We start from the raw sequence: 17,919 nt of genomic DNA, 5'->3' as shown, positions 1-17,919 counted from the left end.
TACGATGGAATACGAAGATGTCTTTTTCACTTAAAGCGATTTTGACTTGCTTTAGTTTTTATACTGGGGCTTATCTGATCTATTATTTTTTTAAAGCTCATCCACAACCTTTATTTCTATTGCTCGGTGTTACACTGATCGCCACTGCGTGGTTTTTAACGCCTTATCCTTATGAACGTGGCAGACAACAATATGACGAAACCATGCGTTTTGGTCTGTTTTTTTATAATCCCTTAATATTTTGGTTCCGATTTTTTAGTTGGCCGATTCGGACGCTACTGTCTATTTTTGCATAAGCGTACTTGTTGTGATCAAACTGTATCTGCACAGCACTTACAGTTCTCTACTGATGTTGAATATATGTAAACAGACCACATTTTTTGAATAAAAATTAAAATAAATCGAAAAATCTCCCTTCCTTAATACCTTCATTATTAATGACTATTTCCCACTAAAATAGTGATGTATTTCACATTTTCTCACCTTTGTTTTGACTGATGAAATTTATCTTTATGCTCTGCCCTTGGATTTAAAAACAGCTTTATATTTCAAAGGAATGAACCATGTTAACCGTACTCGGTTTGGGCATGATCTTGTGCTTTATGTATTTGATCATGTCGAAACGCTTAAGCCCACTTGTTGCACTGACTTTAATTCCCCTACTTTTTGCCTTGATTGCGTGGTTACTTGGTTTTTATTTTGACAGCTTGTCACACATACAAATAAATGAAATTGGCGAAATGATGATAGAAGGTGTAAAAAAACTTGCACCGACTGGCATCATGCTGCTTTTTGCGATTCTGTATTTTGCCATCATGATTGATACAGGTTTGTTCGACCCTTAGGTGAAATTTATTTTAAAAATGGTCAAAGGTGATCCCTTAAAAGTCGTTCTTGGAACCATTACCCTGACGTTAATTGTCTCTTTGGATGGAGATGGTTCCACAACCTATATGATCTGTGTTGCTGCCATGCTGCCACTCTATAAGCGCTTAGGTATGAGCCCATTGATTATGGCATGTTTGATTATGCTCTCTAGCGGCATTATGAACCTTACGCCATGGGGTGGGCCTACAGCCCGCGCCGCCAGCGCACTTCATGTCGACCCAAGTGATGTTTTTGTTCCGATGGTTTTACCGATGTTATTTGCCATCGGCTGGTTGTACTTTTTGGGAACCATGTATGGCCGAATGGAAAGAAAGCGTCTGGGAATTGTCCAATTGGATATCAGCCATGGTGAAAACATTCAAATTTCAGATAATCCAGAAGCCAACCGCGCAGATCTACGTTGGTTCAATGCACTGTTAACCGTCGTTCTGATGATTTGTCTGGTTTTTAGTATTTTACCTATGCCTATTTTATTCATGGTGGCTTTGTGTATTGCGCTAGTCGTCAACTACAAAAATGTCGACTTGCAGAAAAAATTAATCGCACATCATGCAGGTAGTGCTTTAAATGTGGTCGGTATTATTTTTTGCTGCAGGTATTTTTACCGGTATTTTAGCTGGAACAGGCATGGTAGAAGCCATGTCTAAAGAACTTGTGGCGATCATCCCTGAAAGTATGGGTCCCTATTTAGCACCAATCACCGCTGTTATCAGTATGCCGATGACTTTCTTTATGTCGAATGATGCTTTCTATTTTGGGGTTTTACCAATTCTTTCCGATGCTGCCGCTCATTATGGAATTGCACCTGTAGAAATGGCACGTGCCTCCATCGTAGGGCAACCTGTACACCTACTCTCTCCGCTTGTTCCTTCGACCTATTTACTCTGTGGACTTGCGGGTATCGAGTTTGGACAACATCAGAAATTTACCATTATCTGGGCTGTAATCACGTGTTTTGTCATGTTAGCAGCGGGTCTAATCTTTGGAATGTTTCCGTTTTATTCGAGCTTAACTTAAAAAGTTAAAGATAAAAAAGCACCTGATGGTGCTTTTTTTATGCTTAACAATACAGAACTAGCCAGTGCTTTACACTCACAGGTTCATTTGTAGTGGTTAATGCTTTGAAATTAATGCTTCTAGAACTGCTTCATAATGTATGCGAATGTCATCTTCTAAAATTTTATAAACATTGTCGAATTGCACCATTGGCCAGCCTTCTTTCCAAAATGGGAAAATGTTATGCAGGTCATGAGTCACCGTTGCGTCTTCACGTACAATCGCTTGTGCAACTTGTGACAGTACTTGTGCAGTTTCGGCACCATCAATCGCTAAATAATCGATACCACGAACTTTCAAAATACGGATACGATCTTTTTTGTAGCGGATTTTTTTACTTTGGCCTTCATTTAAGCCTAAAGCCAAAGTCACAGCTTCAACAAATTTATCTTCAAATGCTTGATTTAATTTTACCAAAGCTTGTTTGTGTGCTTCTTGACGACCAGCTTTTCCCCCACTACGAATCACTTCATTTGCTTCAGTATTTAAAACATCTGATTTCATCGACTGAAGAATGTCTAGAATTTCGATATCGCTTAATGTTTCAGGAGAATGATCAGTCATAAACTGCCTATAAAAACTTAATATTCAATAATCATGTATTTTCGCATAAAAGAAGGATGAAAACTGCGACCTTCGCTATAGAAATTGCGTTTTCTCTTATAATGTTCAGATATACAACATGATTTAGAAAAAAATTCTGTCAAAAATATCGAAATCAACTATATTATTTTCACGCTTTAATACTAACGTCACAATATGGCTCAAAAGAAACAGGCTGCTCTTTACCTTCAACAACTGAAACAGCAATATCCAGCAGCCTTTAAACATAATTATTTATTTTATAGCCAACTGAAAACTCAAGGCATTTTAGACGAACTCAAAGAGCTTATTCCTTGGGTTTTGGCGGCGATGATTTTTATTTCTTTGAGCATGAGTATTGGACATGCAGTGCAACTGTATTTTCCAGAAATGAGTGAGTTTCGAGCTCATGGTATTGCTGTACTGAGTATTATGCTGTTTTTCATGCTGGTTGTACCCTTAGTCATCAAGCAAATCAAGCACAGTTCAATGTCACTGTATCAAAGTTTGAAGAATACGCCGTTCAGACTTGCGATCGTGATTTTATTACAGTTACTCAATATCGCCTTTTTACAAAGCACCTTTGTTCAATCTGTATTGTTCTTTTTCGCCATGAGTTTCGGCTTTGTGCGTTTTTATAAAGAAAATCTATTCAAAGGTGGAAGTAACACGCAAGAATACTATTTTCTGCAAGAAACACGTCGTATTGCTTATTGGTCGTATAAACAAATGCTTAAAGCAAAATTACGTTTGACACTCAGTAATCAAAATCAAGCAAATCATAAACAGTTATCTGAGCGCTTTACACAGTTCCAAAATTTGCACATACAAATGCTACATCAGGAAAATCAGCTATGTAAAAAGCTAAAGCACCAAAATGTTGAACATTATCTTGATGAGTTAATGAAATAAGTCGGCGTTAATGAAGTGCAATAATCTTTCAATCACTGCTCAAAAAGTCATTCAATACATCACTAGTTTTGAATATTTTCAACTTATATGCATGAATTGATTGATTTTAAAACAAACACCATCAAATACACTTGCCAAGCTCCATTTCGTCCTCTATTATTGCGCACATGCCCGAGTGGTGAAATCGGTAGACACAGGGGATTTAAAATCCCCCGCCCACAAAGCGTGCCAGTTCGAGTCTGGCCTCGGGCACCATTCTTATACTTCTAAGATTGGTGCAATAAAAGATCCAGCAATTTGCTGGTTTTTTTATGCCTAAAATTTAGAAATCTATTATTATTCGATGCCGACACCTTCAGATTTTAATCTCCCCGCACTACAACTCAAGCATCCCGATGCCTTTTATCAACGGCTGCTGTTTGCACATTTTAAAATTATCAATCTCACACCCACTGCACCTGTTTTAATCTTTAGCTTTTGCCTGATACTTTCTATCCCCCTTAGCAGCGCTGTACTTGGTCATATGCTTTCAACGGCACTTTCAATACACGACCCCAAAATGGCGTTTAATCTTGGTATATTGATTATTCTTCCTTTGATCTATTGCTATGTCTGGTATGCACATTATCAAGCACGTTTTAGCAGCAAGTCCGCAGTTCAACGCCTGCAAATACAACTATATCTCCTTGGCGGATTAACACTTCTCCTTGCTATAAACTTTAAGTATCTACAAACAGATGTATTAAACCTCATCAGTCTCAGTGGACTTTTTTTCAGTCTGTTTTTATGTGTATTTACTGAATTACTTTATAAACCTGAAAGCAGCGCCATTGAACGAGTAAAACTACAAAAGCTTCGCCAACTGGCATTTTGGTCTTATCAACAATCTTTAAAACAAAAAGAACATCAATCGTATTTCTACGCCCTACACTTACAAGCCATGCAAGAAGAACAAAAATTATCAGCATCGATCAAATCATCCTTTAAAGATTTTTTAGACAATGCTCAATGACTTTTTAAAACTCTGGACACAAAAAAGCCCTGTCACTACAGGGCTTTTTTTAAAGTTCAATTACCATTCTCGATTAGCAACCAACTCTTCCATTTCAATATCCATATGGCCTTCATCTTGCAGCACCATCATCATGGCTTCTGCAATATAATCTGTAGCCGTATCATCCAAAGACGAATCTAAATCTTCAAATTGAGGTTTCATCTTATTGAGCTGTGCAACCGTTTCATTGGCAAAATGGTAGATATCAGTTGAACTTAAATCTGCTTTTGCAATTTTCTTCGCAAATTGAACAACCAATAACTTCACCTCTGCAACCAACACATCTGGGTAATATTCATCATCAAACATGGGTAGCAGTAAATCTGCAAACATACGAAACTCTATCACAAAATATTCAGGGCGCTTATATAACACAAATACTACAATTCACCAAATTTATTGGGATTCAGTATTTTCAAATCAGACTGCATTCTGCATGGCTTGCCAAACACGTATCGCATCTACCGTTGCTTTGACATCATGTGCGCGAACCATACATGCACCTTGTTGAATGCTGAGTAGATGCGCTGCAACCGAGCCTACAGCGCGATTTTGTGCATCTGCACCACCAAGTGCCTCACCGATAAAACGCTTACGAGATAATGCCGACAGGATCGGATAGCCCATGTCATTCAATTGATAGAATTGCTGTAAAAGCTTTAAGTTTTGCTGTGCATTTTTAGCAAAACCAAAACCTGGATCAATCATAATGTTTTCTGCACGCACACCGGCGTCTAATGCATCTTGCACACGTTGCTTTAATTCATCGATGACGTCAGCCACGACATCTTGATACTGATCTAGATTATTCATCGTGGTGGGTTCGCCGCGCATATGCATAATGATCACTGGAATGTCCAGTTTTGCAGCGGTTTCTAAGGCATTCGGCCGAGTTAATGCACGTACATCATTCCAGATATGCGCACCTGCCTGAACCGCTACCTCAATCACCTCAGGTTGTGAGGTATCGATAGAAATCACTACATTGTGTTTAGATAAGGCTTCAACGACGGGTACGACCCGTCGAATTTCTTCTTCAACCTCAACAACAGATGCACCCGGACGTGTTGACTCACCACCGACATCAATCACTGTCGCGCCATCAGCAATCATTTGTAATGCATGTGCTATAGCTTGGTCTTTACCATTGTGTTTGCCACCATCACTGAAAGAGTCCGGTGTGACATTTAAAATCCCCATCACATGTGGCTCTGACAAATCTAATTGCAAGTTACCACAGTTTAAAATTTTATTAGGCAAAGACACTAACTTCATATTACACATCCCAGATTTTGCTGTGCTTATTTTAACGCTAAGTTTGCTCAGCATTTCGCTTACATGCATTTATTTTCATATAAAAAAACCACCCGAAGGTGGTTTTAAAATTTTATGCTTTTGGCAATGACGGTAATGGTGGTGGAACATCTGGACCATCCGTTGGTGTGACATCAATCACTGGATTTTCAGCGATGTACACTTTTGGTGGTTGAGGTTCACGACCTTCCATAATGTCACGGATTTGATCACGATCAATGGTTTCCCATTCAAGCAATGCTTTTACCATAGCATGTGCTATATCTTTGTTATTTTCAAGAATATCGCGAGCAACTTTATATTGCTCATCTAAAATACGGCGAACTTCGCGGTCAACTTCAAGCTGAGTTGCTTCAGAAATCACACGACTTCCTAAACCACCCATGAATGACTGCTGTGAGTCATCTTCGTAAACCATGACGCCCATCTTATCGGACATACCGTATTTAGTAACCATTGCACGTGCCATTTTCGTTGCACGTTCAAAGTCATTTGAAGCACCAGTCGACATTTGGTTAATGAAGACTTCTTCTGCAATACGACCACCAAACAAAATTGAAAGTTCATTCAACATTTTGTCTTTGTAATGGCTGGTTTGGTCATGTTCAGGCAACTGCCAAGTCACACCCAGTGCCCAACCACGCGGCATAATTGTCACTTTATGCACTGGGTCTGTACCCGGCAAGATTTCAGCAACAATCGCATGACCTGCTTCATGATAAGCCGTCGCACGACGCTCTTCTTCACGAATCACCATCGATTTACGTTCAGGACCCATGTAAAGCTTGTCTTTAGCATCTTCAAAGTCATGCATATCGACCGTGTTCTTGTTACGACGTGCAGCAAACAGTGCTGCTTCGTTTACAAGGTTAGCCAACTGAGCACCCGAGAAGCCCGGTGTACCACGTGCCAAGACTTTAACATCTACACCAGTCACAGAAGGTAATTTTTTCAAATGTACATTCAGGATTTGCTCACGACCTTTAATATCCGGTAGAGATACCATCACTTGACGGTCAAAACGACCCGGACGAAGTAAAGCTTTATCCAATACGTCAGCACGGTTTGTTGCAGCAATAACGATAATACCTTCGTTGCCTTCAAAGCCATCCATTTCAACCAACATTTGGTTTAATGTTTGCTCACGCTCATCATTACCACCACCTGTGCCTGAACCACGGTGACGACCAACGGCATCGATCTCATCGATGAAAATGATACATGGCGCATGACGCTTTGCTTGTTCAAACATGTCACGGACACGAGACGCACCCACACCCACGAACATTTCAACAAAGTCAGAACCCGAAATACTAAAGAAAGGTACTTTCGCTTCACCCGCAATCGCTTTAGCAAGTAAAGTTTTACCCGTACCCGGAGGACCTACCATGAGCACGCCTTTCGGAATGCTTGCACCAAGTCGTTTGAACTTAGATGGATCTTTTAGGAAGTCAACGATTTCAACAACTTCTTGTTTAGCTTCATCACAGCCCGCAACATCAGTAAATGTCACTTTGATTTGGTCTTCAGACAGCATTTTTGCTTTTGACTTACCAAAACTCATTGGGCCATTCTTACCACCAGCTCCACCACCCATGTTGCGCATAAAGAACATGAATAACAGAATGATTAAAAGAACAGGGAAACTTGCAATCAGAAGTTGCATCAAAATACTTTGACGCTGTGGCGCTGTACCTTCAACAACAACATTGTTCTTGATCAGGTTCGGCATAAGTTCAGGATCTTGAACCGCAGGACGGATACTTTCAAACTCTGAACCGTTTGATTTTTCGCCACGAATTCTTTCGCCATCAATGGTGACTTGTTTAATCTGACCCGCATTTACGGCTGCCACGAACTCAGAATAGTTCATCGCGGTCGGTTGATTGCGGTCACTGACGTTGCTGAAGATTAAAACCAGCACGCCTAGGATAACCAGCCACAACACGGCATTCTTAAAAAGATCGCTCAAAGCTTTATTCCCATTTCTATCTAATTCGTTCAATCCCACTTACATGGGTGACTCTAATACTTACGCTGCAGAGTAGCTTCGCAATAATTTAAAAACGTACAAAATGCACAATTTTTAACGAGTTGGCAAGTAAACTTTACTTGAAAGCTTTCTTACGTCCCTGCCCGATTAAAAACACTTCTTTAGATCGAGCACGTGAAGCCGCCGGTTTTGCTGTTTTCAGCACATCAAATGTGTCTACAACTTGCTTACGGTATTCATCAAATCCAATACCTTGGAACACTTTAACAACAAACTGTCCATTTGGTCCAAGAACCTTTTGAGCAAAGTCGATTGCTAATTCACAAAGATAGATCTGACGCGGTTGATCTACAGCCTTATTACCTGATGTATTGGGGGCCATATCTGAAATTACAACGTCTACAGTACGCCCATCTAAAATTTTTAACAATTCATCGAACACTTCTTGTTCACGAAAGTCACCTTGCAAGAAGGTCACATCGGGTAAAGCATCCATTGGTAAAATATCTGAAGCAATAACCAAACCTTTGTCGCCAACAAGTTTACCGGCAATTTGCGACCAACTACCTGGTGCAGCACCTAAGTCGACAACGGTCATGCCTGGCTTGATCAATTTGTATTTTTCTTGAATTTCAAGCAATTTATAAGCGGCACGCGCACGATATCCTTCCTTTTGTGCTTTTTTCACAAAGGGGTCATCAAGATGCTCACGCATCCAGTCACGACTACTTTTGGATAATTTCTGGTTAGTAATGCGGGTAGCCATAACTCTCTAAATAAAAAAAACTTCTCAGTCTTGATTGTACGTGAAATTCAGCACTTTTGCAGTAGACATGTGTATCTAAAAAGCATCTTAAATCATGTTTTTTTCAATAATCTTCATCGAGAAAATGCCGATTAAATACAGCGCTTCAACTTTGATTTTGCTATACTAGGTCGTTTTTAAAATTAGGTTATATTTATGGCGGCTTTATCTATTCAAGAACGTAAACGCTTACGTCAAATTGGTCACACCCTAAACCCAGTTGTAATGGTTGCGGACAAAGGCTTATCAGAAAGCGTTGTTGAAGAATTAAACCGTGCGTTAAACGACCATGAGTTAATTAAAGTGAAAGTTGTGGCAGAAGACCGTGAAGCTCGTGCTGCAATGATTACTGAAATTGCGACTGTTTCAGGTTCTGAAGTTGTTCAAACGATTGGTAAGATTGCGTTGATTTACCGCAAAGCGGCAAAACAAAATGCAAAACTGTCTAACCTTGTTCGCTACGCACACCTGTCTAACTAAACATTTATGGCAAGCTTCGAACTCAGCGCTTTTGATCGTCGCTTTCAGGCTGTATCAGTCGTTGGTGCTATCGAACAACAAAGCCCATATACTTTAAATGTGGGTTATTGGATTCGAGACCCAAATCAACTGATTCAATGGCCAGAATTGGTATCAGCTCATCCACGAATCGATTTTTTGTGGGAACAGACCTGCTTAGAAGTTTTTATTGGTGTACGCAATGAAGACTTTTATCGTGAAATCAACCTCTCCCCTTCACAAGCTTGGCAGGCTTACCAGTTTGAAGAATATCGCTATCCAGAAGATATGCCGCCACAAGCTGCTTACGATATTGAACTGAATCAGTTGAAACGGACGCACTATGGCTTAAATGTCAGTCTTGATCTGACAGAATTTATGCTGAAGTACAAACTTAAATGGGAAGATCTCTATATTGGTCTCACTGCAGTACTAAAAACCCCTCAAGGTGAACAGTACTATGCCATGCAGCATAGTAGTCCAAATGCTGACTTTCACAACAAACGTGATTGGCTACATCAGTTCTAAACCATTTGATGTTTTAAATACGATAAAAAGCAAAAGTACGATCTTTTGCTTTTTTATTGCCTGCTTATTTTAAATAAGTGCTTTTTATTTTAAATAAGTGCTTTGGACTTAAATGTACTATTCACAATAAGGGAGCCATTAATGACTCCCTTATGCATAAAACGTTAACTCGAAGTTTAATTTGCTCTCACCCAATCCAGTTCCCTGGAATGACTAGACTTAGCTCAAGCGTTTTAAAATTCATGTCATTCACAATTAACTTTTAAGATCTGTGGTTTGATCCGTAACTTCAGCTTTCACTGGTGAAACTTTTTTCCACGCTTCCAAAGTATGCTCCTTAGAACGCTTAAATGTTTCTGTTAGATGATCTTTGTGCTTTCCTGAAATTTGGGTCACATCTTCTTTCAGCTCTTTTCCAAGTTTTGAAAGATCATCAATAACCGTATTAAATTCAGTTTTCACAAATTCTTTGAGTTCACTAAAATCTTTTTGCGATGAACCAAACTGAACTTTTAACTGATCAAGTTTATTCAATACATCTTGCTTCAACTGACGCAATTGATCTTGCACACTGGCATTCAACTGCTTTGCCTCTGCTCCGATCTTTTCTTTGCTTTCAGTGACCGCTTCTGTGGCTTGAACACTTGCCTCTTTTGCAACTTGTTCAAGCTTTTCAGCACCTTCGATAACGACTTCTTTCAGGGAGGTTTTAGCCGCTGTTTGTTTTTGTTGTGTTGCCATGACTTTGTACCTATAGTTTTTGCTGACCGACCCACATTAGCGCTTTTTGATAAATTTTAATTTATGATTTGTCTGACAATAATTAATTGCTTACATTTTTCTAAGATTTTGCAAAACCAAACTTTATTCTAAAATGCAAGCGCTTTATCTGCTTTATTCCTGATATTTACGATGGACTTTCAGTGGCTTTCTGCGTATAATGCCGTGTTAAGTTCAAGCGAGCAGATGTAAGGAGGGTAGGTTTTTAAGCAGCCTTCCTTTTTTTTCGTCTTCTCGCTTTTTTACAGCCTAAATTTCAGGAGCTTTGGTTTGAGCACCCCAGCAATTTTAGCCCTTGCCGACGGAACTATCTTTAAAGGTACTTCTATTGGCGCATCGGGTAGTACGACTGGTGAAGTCGTTTTTAATACAGCAATGACTGGCTATCAAGAAATTTTGACTGACCCTAGTTATGCACAACAACTTGTGACACTAACTTACCCACATATCGGTAACACAGGTTGTAATGATGAAGACGCTGAGTCAGGTCGAATTCATAAAGTATGGGCTAACGGATTGATCATTCGTGACCTACCTTTATTGCATAGCAACTTCCGTGCTGAGCAATCACTTGGTGATTACCTTGAACAACACAATGTTGTTGCTATTGCAGACATCGATACACGTAAATTAACGCGTATTCTGCGAGCAAAAGGTGCACAAAATGGTTGTATCCTTGCTGGCGAAAACATTACAGAAGAAGAAGCTTTAGCTAAAGCACGCGCTTTTGGTGGTTTAACTGGTTTAGACCTTGCAAAAGAATGCTGTGACCCTGAAGGCTTTGAATGGACTGAAGGTTCTTGGACATTAGGTAAAGGTTTCTCTCAGCCTGAAGCTAAATTCCATGTTGTTGCATACGATTACGGTGTCAAAACCAACATCTTACGTATGCTCGCAGACCGCGGTTGTAAATTGACTGTCGTGCCTGCGCAAACTCCTGCTGCTGACGTACTTGCATTGAATCCAGATGGCGTGTTCTTATCGAACGGCCCCGGCGATCCAGCTGCATGTGACTACGCAATTGAAGCTGTAAAAACAATTGTAGAAGATGCTCGCAATGTACCAGTATTTGGTATTTGCTTGGGTCACCAAATTCTTGCACTTGCTTCAGGTGCAAAAACTGTGAAAATGCCTCACGGCCACCACGGTGCCAACCATCCTGTTCAAAACATGGAAACTGGTATTGTGATGATTACTTCGCAAAACCATGGCTTCGCAGTCGATGCAGAAACATTACCTGCAAACTTGAAAGCTACGCACAAATCACTGTTCGACCAAACCCTACAAGGGATTCACCGTACAGATAAACCTGCGTTCAGTTTCCAAGGTCACCCCGAAGCAAGCCCTGGTCCACATGACTGCGCACCATTGTTCGATCATTTCATCGAACTTATCGAAGCATCTAAGAAGTAATTAAGGAAGCATCATGGCTAAACGTACAGACATTAAAAGCATCTTAATTATTGGTGCTGGTCCGATTGTCATCGGTCAAGCATGTGAGTTTGACTACTCAGGTGCTCAAGCATGTAAAGCACTTCGTGAAGAAGGCTACCGTGTTATTTTGGTGAACTCTAACCCAGCAACCATTATGACTGACCCTGCGATGGCAGATGCCACTTACATCGAGCCAATCACTTGGCAAACTGTAGCTGCAATCATTGAGAAAGAACGCCCAGACGCAGTTCTTCCTACAATGGGGGGTCAAACAGCATTGAACTGTGCACTTGCACTCGATGCCAACGGTATTCTAGAAAAATACAATGTTGAATTGATTGGCGCGACCAAAGAAGCGATCGAAAAAGCGGAAGACCGTAAACTTTTCGATATCGCAATGCGCAAAATCGGTTTGGAATGCCCTCGCGCTGACGTTGCAGAAAGCATGGAACACGCACTTGAAATTCAAGCGCGTTTCGGCTTCCCTGTCATTATCCGTCCATCATTCACTATGGGTGGTTCAGGCGGCGGTATCGCATACAACCGTGAAGAATTCATTGAAATCTGTGAACGCGGTTTCGATCTTTCTCCAACTAAACAATTATTGATCGATGAATCATTAATTGGTTGGAAAGAGTACGAAATGGAAGTTGTTCGTGACAAAAACGACAACTGTATCATTGTATGTACAATCGAAAACTTTGACCCAATGGGCGTGCACACAGGTGACTCAATCACTGTTGCTCCTGCACAAACATTGACTGACAAAGAATTCCAACTTTTACGTAATGCATCTTTAGCTGTACTTCGTGAAATTGGTGTAGAAACTGGCGGTTCGAACGTTCAGTTCGGTATCAACCCGAAAGACGGCCGTATGGTTGTGATCGAGATGAACCCACGTGTTTCTCGTTCATCTGCCCTTGCTTCTAAAGCAACTGGTTTCCCAATTGCGAAAATCGCGGCGAAATTGGCTGTAGGTTATACCCTTGATGAATTGAAAAATGACATCACTGGCGGCACAACTCCTGCATCTTTCGAACCTGCGATCGACTATGTTGTAACGAAAATTCCTCGTTTCAACTTCGAGAAATTCCCGCAAGCTGACGCAACTTTGACGACTCAGATGAAATCTGTAGGTGAAGTAATGGCCATTGGCCGTAACTTCCAAGAATCTGTGTCTAAGGCTCTTCGCGGCCTTGAAGTGGGCGCATGTGGTTTTGACGAAAAAATCGCTGTGGGCACTGAAGGCGCACGTGAGAAAATTCTTGTTGAATTGAAAGTGCCTGGTCCAGAGCGTATTTGGTACGTAGGCGATGCATTCCGTCACGGTTTCACTCTTGATGAAGTATTTGAAGCAACCAAAATTGACCGTTGGTTCTTGATTCAAATCGAAGACATCATCAAAACTGAAAATCAAATCAAAACTTTAGGTTTTGGTGATTTGAACGCTGACAACATCCGTTCGTTCAAACGCAAAGGTTTATCTGACCTTCGCATTGCGGACTTGATGGGCATTTCACAAAAACAATTCCGTAAACACCGTTGGAACTTGGGTGTAACTCCAGTTTACAAACGTGTAGATACATGTGCTGCAGAGTTTGAATCTGACACAGCTTACATGTACTCAACTTACGATGAAGAGTGTGAAGCAAACCCATCGAACCGTGACAAAATCATGGTCATCGGTGGCGGCCCAAACCGTATTGGTCAAGGTATCGAATTCGATTACTGCTGTGTACACGCTGCCCTTGCAATGCGTGATGACGGCTATGAAACCATCATGGTGAACTGTAACCCTGAAACTGTTTCTACGGATTACGACACATCAGATCGTTTGTACTTCGAACCAATCACTTTGGAAGATGTACTTGAAATCGTGCGTATCGAGAAACCTAAAGGCATTATCGTTCAGTACGGCGGTCAAACTCCGCTTAAATTGGCTCGTGCTTTAGAAGAAGCTGGTGCACCAATCATCGGTACATCACCAGACGCAATTGACCGTGCAGAAGACCGTGAACGTTTCCAACAAATGATTCAACGTCTGCAACTTCGTCAACCAAACAACAGCATTGTAAAATCTGCTGAAGAAGGTATGGCTGAAGCAGCAAAAGTTGGCTACCCACTTGTAGTACGTCCTTCGTATGTCCTTGGTGGCCGTGCGATGGAAATCGTGTACAACGACGACGAATTGAAACGCTACTTACGTGATGCGGTTCAAGCATCTAACGAAGCGCCAGTACTTCTTGACCACTTCCTAGACGATGCGATTGAAGTTGACGTGGACTGCGTATCTGACGGTAAAGACGTTGTGATCGGCGGTATCATGCAGCACATCGAACAAGCGGGTATTCACTCAGGTGACTCAGCATGTTCTATTCCTCCTTACTCTTTATCTAAAGAAGTTCAGGACGAAATGCGCCGTCAAACCATCGCTATGGCAAAAGAGCTTGGCGTAATCGGTTTGATGAACGTACAGTTTGCGGTTAAAGGTACTGACGTATACATCTTAGAAGTGAACCCACGTGCATCACGTACTGTTCCATTCGTATCTAAGTGTATCGGCGAATCTTTAGCGAAAGTGGCTGCGCGTTGTATGGCAGGTCAATCTCTAGAATCTCAAGGATTCACTACAGAGATTATTCCTGAACACTTCTCTGTAAAAGAAGCGGTGTTCCCATTCAATAAATTCCCTGGTGTTGACCCAATTCTTGGCCCTGAGATGAAATCTACAGGCGAAGTGATGGGTGTAGGTAAAACATTTGGTGAAGCGTTCTATAAAGCTGTGTTAGGCTCTAATGACCGTTTACCAGGCCTACCAACGGAAGGCGAAGTTAAACATGCATTCTTATCTGTTCGTCATTCTGACAAGCCTCGTGCTGTTGGTATTGCGAAACAGTTGACAGATCTTGGCTTCAAAGTGATCGCTACTGGCGGTACTTATGATGTGATTAAAGATGCAGGTATTGAATGTGAACGTGTGAACAAAGTGACTGAAGGCCGTCCTAATATCGTAGACCGCTTGAAAAATGGCGAAGTTCACCTCATTATCAATACAACTGAAGGCAAACAGGCTCAAGAAGATTCATTCTCGATCCGCCGCTCTGCATTACAAGGTAAAGTGTATTACACAACTACCCTTAACGGTGCTGATGCAGTATGCCAAGCTTTAGCAATCAAATTGCCAATGGATGTATACCGCTTACAAGACCTTACTAAAGGTTAATTAAGTTACCGAGAAGTCCCGCCACCTCTCGGTGGCGGGCTTTTTTTCATTTCTAGGTCAGTAAAAATTTTACTGATTTTTTCTTTTTACAAACATGAGGGACAACAATGCAACGTTATCCTATGACTCCCGAAGGCAAAATTGCCCTAGAGAAAGAATTACAGCAACTTAAAAGTGTTGATCGTCCACGTATTACTGCAGCAATTGCTGAAGCGCGTGAACATGGGGATTTGAAAGAAAACGCAGAATACCACGCTGCTCGCGAGCAACAAGGTTTCTGTGAAGGCCGTATCCAAGATATCGAAGGTAAACTGGGTGCTTGCCAAGTGATTGATGTTAAATCACTTGAGCAAAATGGCCGTGTGGTTTTCGGTGTGACTGTGACCATTGAAAACTTAGATACTGAAGAACAAAAGACTTATAAAATCGTAGGTGATGATGAAGCAGACTTTAAGATCAACAAGATCTCTGTGAACTCTCCGATCGCGCGTGGCCTGCTGGGTAAAAACGAAGGCGACGATGTGAAAATCGTGACACCACAAGGTGAAGTTGAATACGAAATTGTAAGCGTTGAATATATCTAATTTTTAACTAGATATTTTAGGCTGTAAGACCCCTCAGATGAGGGGTTTTTTATTGAGCCTAGAAATTCCCATCGATTTTATTTTAAGAAGCCAGATGCCAAGGCTTCAAATGCCTGTAAAGCCTGAGGTAAGACCTGTGCAGGATCCTCACTAGAAGCGACCCATAGTGCTGCATTCATTGCTGCACCATTTAAAAATATGGCTGCCGCTTCAGAATTCACTGCTTTAATTCGGTCTGCTGCCAATAACTGTTCTACGCATTCACGTGTCGACTGCAGGCATTTATTTTGACTTGGCCAATGTGCGGGGTCCCCTAATACTGCCGGACCATCACGTAGCACAATCCGTTGGAACTCAGCATTTAAAGCATGTTCGATATAGGTACGCCCTTCAAGCATCAATCCCTCCCATAGATCATCAGGCTGCTCCAGATGTTGCCCGGCATATTCAGCCATTTCTGAATCAATCTGATCGACCACGGCAGCAAATAAGCCCTTTTTATCGCCAAAATGATGGTACAGCGCACCACGGGTCAGCCCTGCTTCTGCCGTGAGTTTATCCATTGAGGTGTCTGCATAGCCATACTCAGCAAACGTACGGCGTGCCACTTCAATCAGTTTCTTGCGGGTTGCCGCCATTTTTTTTTCACGAACAGACATTGCTTTGATTACCTCATCATCACAAAAATTTTAATTGACATACCAGGCGTATGTCAATTATGTTGACATACGATACGTATGTCAAAAATAAAACTGCTTTCCCCCCACTTTTAAAACCAGATATTGAATGAGAATAAACATGACTAGAATTGCAATATTTCCCCAAGATCGCCATGCCTTGTATGAACAGCATGGTTACTCTGCTGCTATTAAATCGGAAAATTTACTCTTTGTATCAGGCCAGGTCGGTAGCCGTGAAGATGGCAGTCCTGAACCTGACTTTGAGAAACAGGTAGAACGAGCTTTTGAAAACTTGGCTGCTACATTGGCAGCGGCTGGTTGTACTTTCGATGATATTGTCGACGTCACGACCTTTCACACCAATCCTGAACAGCAATTTGAAAGCATTATGAAAGTTAAAAACCAGATTTTTACGCAAAGGCCCTATCCGAATTGGACAGCTGTGGGGGTGACCTGGCTGGCAGGTTTTGACTTCGAAATCAAAGTCATTGCGCGTATTCCTCAATCCGCTAAGGCCATATAAAACTTAATCCTGATCAGGCCAGTTATTGAATGGGATTGTTCTCCAGCTTAGAGACCAATTCGCTATAATGGCGTATTCCTTATTTTTGTATTTTGGTTATGGCTGAAAAACTGATTAATTCCCCTGTGAACCATTGGTGCGAGTTCGAATTCATCTCCAAAACCGTGAAGAATCCGAATATTCATATCAAGGGCAATTACAGCTATTACTCAGCTTATTGGGATCAAGGTTTCGAGCGTTGTGTGGTGCGTTATCTGCATGACAAACCAGCCACACCAGAGAAACCAATTGACCAGCTTTATATCGGCAATTTCGTCTGCTTTGGCGCAGAATGCGTAATTATGATGGGTGGCAATCAGTTGCATCGTACTGACTGGATTTCAGCATTTCCGTTTGATACACGGAGTTTTGTCCCTGCGGGTGACACAATCATTGGTGATGGATGCTGGATCGGCTCACGTGCGATGATTATGCAAGGCGTTACACTGGGTGAAGGTGCTGTGGTGGCTACTGGTGCAGTAGTAACCAAGGATGTGCCGCCTTATGCAGTAGTAGGCGGAGTCCCTGCTAAAATTATAAAATATCGCTTTCCTGAAATAGATATCAAAAAACTACTTTCCCTCAAGCTCTATGATTTAGATGAAAAGCAGTTTTTAAAGATGCGGGAGCAGTTGCAGACGGATGATATTAATAAAATATCTAATTGGATCCAAACCCTTATTCACCCCTGACCAAATCTTCATCTAAATGCGTGTTGATATAATCTGAAAACTTTTAAGAGAAATGTTCAACATCTTTCAATGAACCTATACAATATTGAGAGTAAATAGCTAATATTTCCTGCCTTTTTCGTTCACCTCCTCCACCAAAGGCATAAGTCACTTGCTCAGCTTTACGCAACTCATTAAATAGCTGAATGAACTCAACTGGCTGTAATGAATAGGGTCTGTTGACATTTGTTGATTAAAAAAATAGCGAGATAGTAAAATTAAATCGCCAAACCCAATTTTACACTCGCTATGCCTCGAACAATGCTAAATGATCAACACTGGTCCAAGTTACTTG

General features: G+C 41.2%; 17 protein-coding genes, 1 tRNA gene and 1 pseudogene. 12 read left to right on the top strand and 7 right to left on the bottom strand.

From position 1 onward, the window contains the following. Positions 1-17 precede the first annotated feature (17 nt). Together FTU36_RS09055 and FTU36_RS09050 are read left to right on the top strand one after the other, a co-directional pair. Positions 18-296 carry a hypothetical protein gene (locus FTU36_RS09055; protein WP_180026970.1) on the top strand — a complete coding sequence of 93 codons (279 nt, stop codon included), beginning with the start codon at positions 18-20 and terminating at the stop codon, positions 294-296. Positions 297-563: 267 nt separating this feature from the next. Next, a pseudogene (locus FTU36_RS09050) lies at positions 564-1,905 on the top strand (CitMHS family transporter). Positions 1,906-2,001: 96 nt separating this feature from the next. Here FTU36_RS09050 and FTU36_RS09045 read toward each other — a convergent pair. Then, positions 2,002-2,508 carry a hypothetical protein gene (locus FTU36_RS09045; protein WP_078191335.1) on the bottom strand — a complete coding sequence of 169 codons (507 nt, stop codon included), beginning with the start codon at positions 2,506-2,508 and terminating at the stop codon, positions 2,002-2,004. Positions 2,509-2,703: 195 nt separating this feature from the next. On the opposite strand from FTU36_RS09045, the gene FTU36_RS09040 reads away from it, so the two are divergent. The 3 genes from FTU36_RS09040 to FTU36_RS09030 all read left to right on the top strand — a co-directional run bounded on the left by FTU36_RS09040 (position 2,704) and on the right by FTU36_RS09030 (position 4,450). After that, the gene (locus tag FTU36_RS09040) at positions 2,704-3,438 is read left to right on the top strand and encodes a hypothetical protein (protein ID WP_180117543.1); all 735 of its coding nucleotides are present in this window, start codon (positions 2,704-2,706) and stop codon (positions 3,436-3,438) included. A gap of 169 nt (positions 3,439-3,607) precedes the next feature. After that, a tRNA-Leu gene (locus FTU36_RS09035) sits at positions 3,608-3,693 on the top strand. An 88-nt stretch (positions 3,694-3,781) separates the two neighbouring features. Further along, positions 3,782-4,450 (top strand): hypothetical protein, encoded by a 669-nt coding sequence (locus FTU36_RS09030; protein WP_180105386.1) that lies wholly within the window; start codon positions 3,782-3,784, stop codon positions 4,448-4,450. A gap of 60 nt (positions 4,451-4,510) precedes the next feature. Here the strand turns inward: FTU36_RS09030 and FTU36_RS09025 are convergent, their stop codons facing one another. From FTU36_RS09025 to rlmE, 4 genes are all read right to left on the bottom strand, one after another. Then, positions 4,511-4,825 (bottom strand): DUF5713 family protein, encoded by a 315-nt coding sequence (locus tag FTU36_RS09025; protein ID WP_180073592.1) that lies wholly within the window; start codon positions 4,823-4,825, stop codon positions 4,511-4,513. A gap of 87 nt (positions 4,826-4,912) precedes the next feature. Then, positions 4,913-5,767: a dihydropteroate synthase gene (gene folP, locus FTU36_RS09020; protein WP_218949917.1), complete on the bottom strand. Its 855-nt coding sequence runs from the start codon at positions 5,765-5,767 to the stop codon at positions 4,913-4,915. A gap of 112 nt (positions 5,768-5,879) precedes the next feature. Beyond that, the gene (gene ftsH, locus FTU36_RS09015) at positions 5,880-7,778 is read right to left on the bottom strand and encodes an ATP-dependent zinc metalloprotease FtsH (RefSeq protein ID WP_078191443.1); all 1,899 of its coding nucleotides are present in this window, start codon (positions 7,776-7,778) and stop codon (positions 5,880-5,882) included. Positions 7,779-7,914: 136 nt separating this feature from the next. Then, a complete protein-coding gene (gene rlmE, locus FTU36_RS09010) occupies positions 7,915-8,565 on the bottom strand; it encodes a 23S rRNA (uridine(2552)-2'-O)-methyltransferase RlmE (protein ID WP_078191339.1) in 651 nt (216 codons plus the stop codon). A 195-nt stretch (positions 8,566-8,760) separates the two neighbouring features. Between rlmE and FTU36_RS09005 the strand changes: the two genes are divergently transcribed. Continuing rightward, positions 8,761-9,084, top strand: coding sequence for a YhbY family RNA-binding protein (locus FTU36_RS09005; RefSeq protein WP_078191340.1), 324 nt, complete (start codon positions 8,761-8,763; stop codon positions 9,082-9,084). 6 nt (positions 9,085-9,090) lie between these two features. Continuing rightward, the gene (locus tag FTU36_RS09000; RefSeq protein WP_078191341.1) at positions 9,091-9,630 is read left to right on the top strand and encodes a DOMON-like domain-containing protein; all 540 of its coding nucleotides are present in this window, start codon (positions 9,091-9,093) and stop codon (positions 9,628-9,630) included. A 255-nt stretch (positions 9,631-9,885) separates the two neighbouring features. On the opposite strand, the gene FTU36_RS08995 is transcribed toward FTU36_RS09000, so the two are convergent. After that, positions 9,886-10,371 carry a hypothetical protein gene (locus FTU36_RS08995; RefSeq protein WP_180005424.1) on the bottom strand — a complete coding sequence of 162 codons (486 nt, stop codon included), beginning with the start codon at positions 10,369-10,371 and terminating at the stop codon, positions 9,886-9,888. Between the two features lie 309 nt (positions 10,372-10,680). Here FTU36_RS08995 and carA point away from each other — a divergent pair, with 309 nt between their 5' ends. From carA to greA, 3 genes are all read left to right on the top strand, one after another. Beyond that, positions 10,681-11,823 (top strand): glutamine-hydrolyzing carbamoyl-phosphate synthase small subunit, encoded by a 1,143-nt coding sequence (gene carA / locus FTU36_RS08990; RefSeq protein ID WP_180117541.1) that lies wholly within the window; start codon positions 10,681-10,683, stop codon positions 11,821-11,823. 13 nt (positions 11,824-11,836) lie between these two features. Continuing rightward, positions 11,837-15,067, top strand: coding sequence for a carbamoyl-phosphate synthase large subunit (gene carB / locus FTU36_RS08985; RefSeq protein WP_168378094.1), 3,231 nt, complete (start codon positions 11,837-11,839; stop codon positions 15,065-15,067). Positions 15,068-15,174: 107 nt separating this feature from the next. After that, positions 15,175-15,651, top strand: a complete 477-nt coding sequence (greA, locus tag FTU36_RS08980; RefSeq protein WP_180117539.1) for a transcription elongation factor GreA — start codon at positions 15,175-15,177, stop codon at positions 15,649-15,651. Between the two features lie 77 nt (positions 15,652-15,728). Here greA and FTU36_RS08975 read toward each other — a convergent pair whose 3' ends face one another. Beyond that, complete coding sequence (locus FTU36_RS08975; protein WP_180117537.1) at positions 15,729-16,310, bottom strand: TetR/AcrR family transcriptional regulator; 582 nt, start codon at positions 16,308-16,310, stop codon at positions 15,729-15,731. Between the two features lie 139 nt (positions 16,311-16,449). Here FTU36_RS08975 and FTU36_RS08970 point away from each other — a divergent pair, with 139 nt between their 5' ends. Together FTU36_RS08970 and FTU36_RS08965 are read left to right on the top strand one after the other, a co-directional pair. After that, positions 16,450-16,854, top strand: a complete 405-nt coding sequence (locus FTU36_RS08970) for a RidA family protein (protein WP_180117534.1) — start codon at positions 16,450-16,452, stop codon at positions 16,852-16,854. 98 nt (positions 16,855-16,952) lie between these two features. Further along, positions 16,953-17,585 (top strand): CatB-related O-acetyltransferase, encoded by a 633-nt coding sequence (locus FTU36_RS08965; protein ID WP_180117532.1) that lies wholly within the window; start codon positions 16,953-16,955, stop codon positions 17,583-17,585. Positions 17,586-17,919 lie beyond the last annotated feature (334 nt).

This window comes from Acinetobacter sp. YH12096, from assembly GCF_013419215.1.
In the GTDB taxonomy this organism is placed as follows: domain Bacteria; phylum Pseudomonadota; class Gammaproteobacteria; order Pseudomonadales; family Moraxellaceae; genus Acinetobacter; species Acinetobacter amyesii.
This window is presented reverse-complemented; position numbering and strand designations above follow the sequence as displayed.

Excerpts from the sequence above, each read along its gene's own strand:
- FTU36_RS09045 (WP_078191335.1), bottom strand. The coding sequence starts at position 2,508 with ATGACTGATCATTCTCCTGAAACATTAAGCGATATCGAAATTCTAGAC.
- FTU36_RS09040 (WP_180117543.1), top strand. The coding sequence starts at position 2,704 with ATGGCTCAAAAGAAACAGGCTGCTCTTTACCTTCAACAACTGAAACAG.
- FTU36_RS08995 (WP_180005424.1), bottom strand. The coding sequence starts at position 10,371 with ATGGCAACACAACAAAAACAAACAGCGGCTAAAACCTCCCTGAAAGAA.
- greA (WP_180117539.1), top strand. The coding sequence starts at position 15,175 with ATGCAACGTTATCCTATGACTCCCGAAGGCAAAATTGCCCTAGAGAAA.
- rlmE (WP_078191339.1), bottom strand. The coding sequence starts at position 8,565 with ATGGCTACCCGCATTACTAACCAGAAATTATCCAAAAGTAGTCGTGAC.
- FTU36_RS09005 (WP_078191340.1), top strand. The coding sequence starts at position 8,761 with ATGGCGGCTTTATCTATTCAAGAACGTAAACGCTTACGTCAAATTGGT.
- FTU36_RS09025 (WP_180073592.1), bottom strand. The coding sequence starts at position 4,825 with ATGTTTGCAGATTTACTGCTACCCATGTTTGATGATGAATATTACCCA.
- FTU36_RS08975 (WP_180117537.1), bottom strand. The coding sequence starts at position 16,310 with ATGTCTGTTCGTGAAAAAAAAATGGCGGCAACCCGCAAGAAACTGATT.
- FTU36_RS08970 (WP_180117534.1), top strand. The coding sequence starts at position 16,450 with ATGACTAGAATTGCAATATTTCCCCAAGATCGCCATGCCTTGTATGAA.
- folP (WP_218949917.1), bottom strand. The coding sequence starts at position 5,767 with ATGAAGTTAGTGTCTTTGCCTAATAAAATTTTAAACTGTGGTAACTTG.
- FTU36_RS09000 (WP_078191341.1), top strand. The coding sequence starts at position 9,091 with ATGGCAAGCTTCGAACTCAGCGCTTTTGATCGTCGCTTTCAGGCTGTA.
- FTU36_RS08965 (WP_180117532.1), top strand. The coding sequence starts at position 16,953 with ATGGCTGAAAAACTGATTAATTCCCCTGTGAACCATTGGTGCGAGTTC.
- FTU36_RS09030 (WP_180105386.1), top strand. The coding sequence starts at position 3,782 with ATGCCGACACCTTCAGATTTTAATCTCCCCGCACTACAACTCAAGCAT.
- FTU36_RS09055 (WP_180026970.1), top strand. The coding sequence starts at position 18 with ATGTCTTTTTCACTTAAAGCGATTTTGACTTGCTTTAGTTTTTATACT.
- carB (WP_168378094.1), top strand. The coding sequence starts at position 11,837 with ATGGCTAAACGTACAGACATTAAAAGCATCTTAATTATTGGTGCTGGT.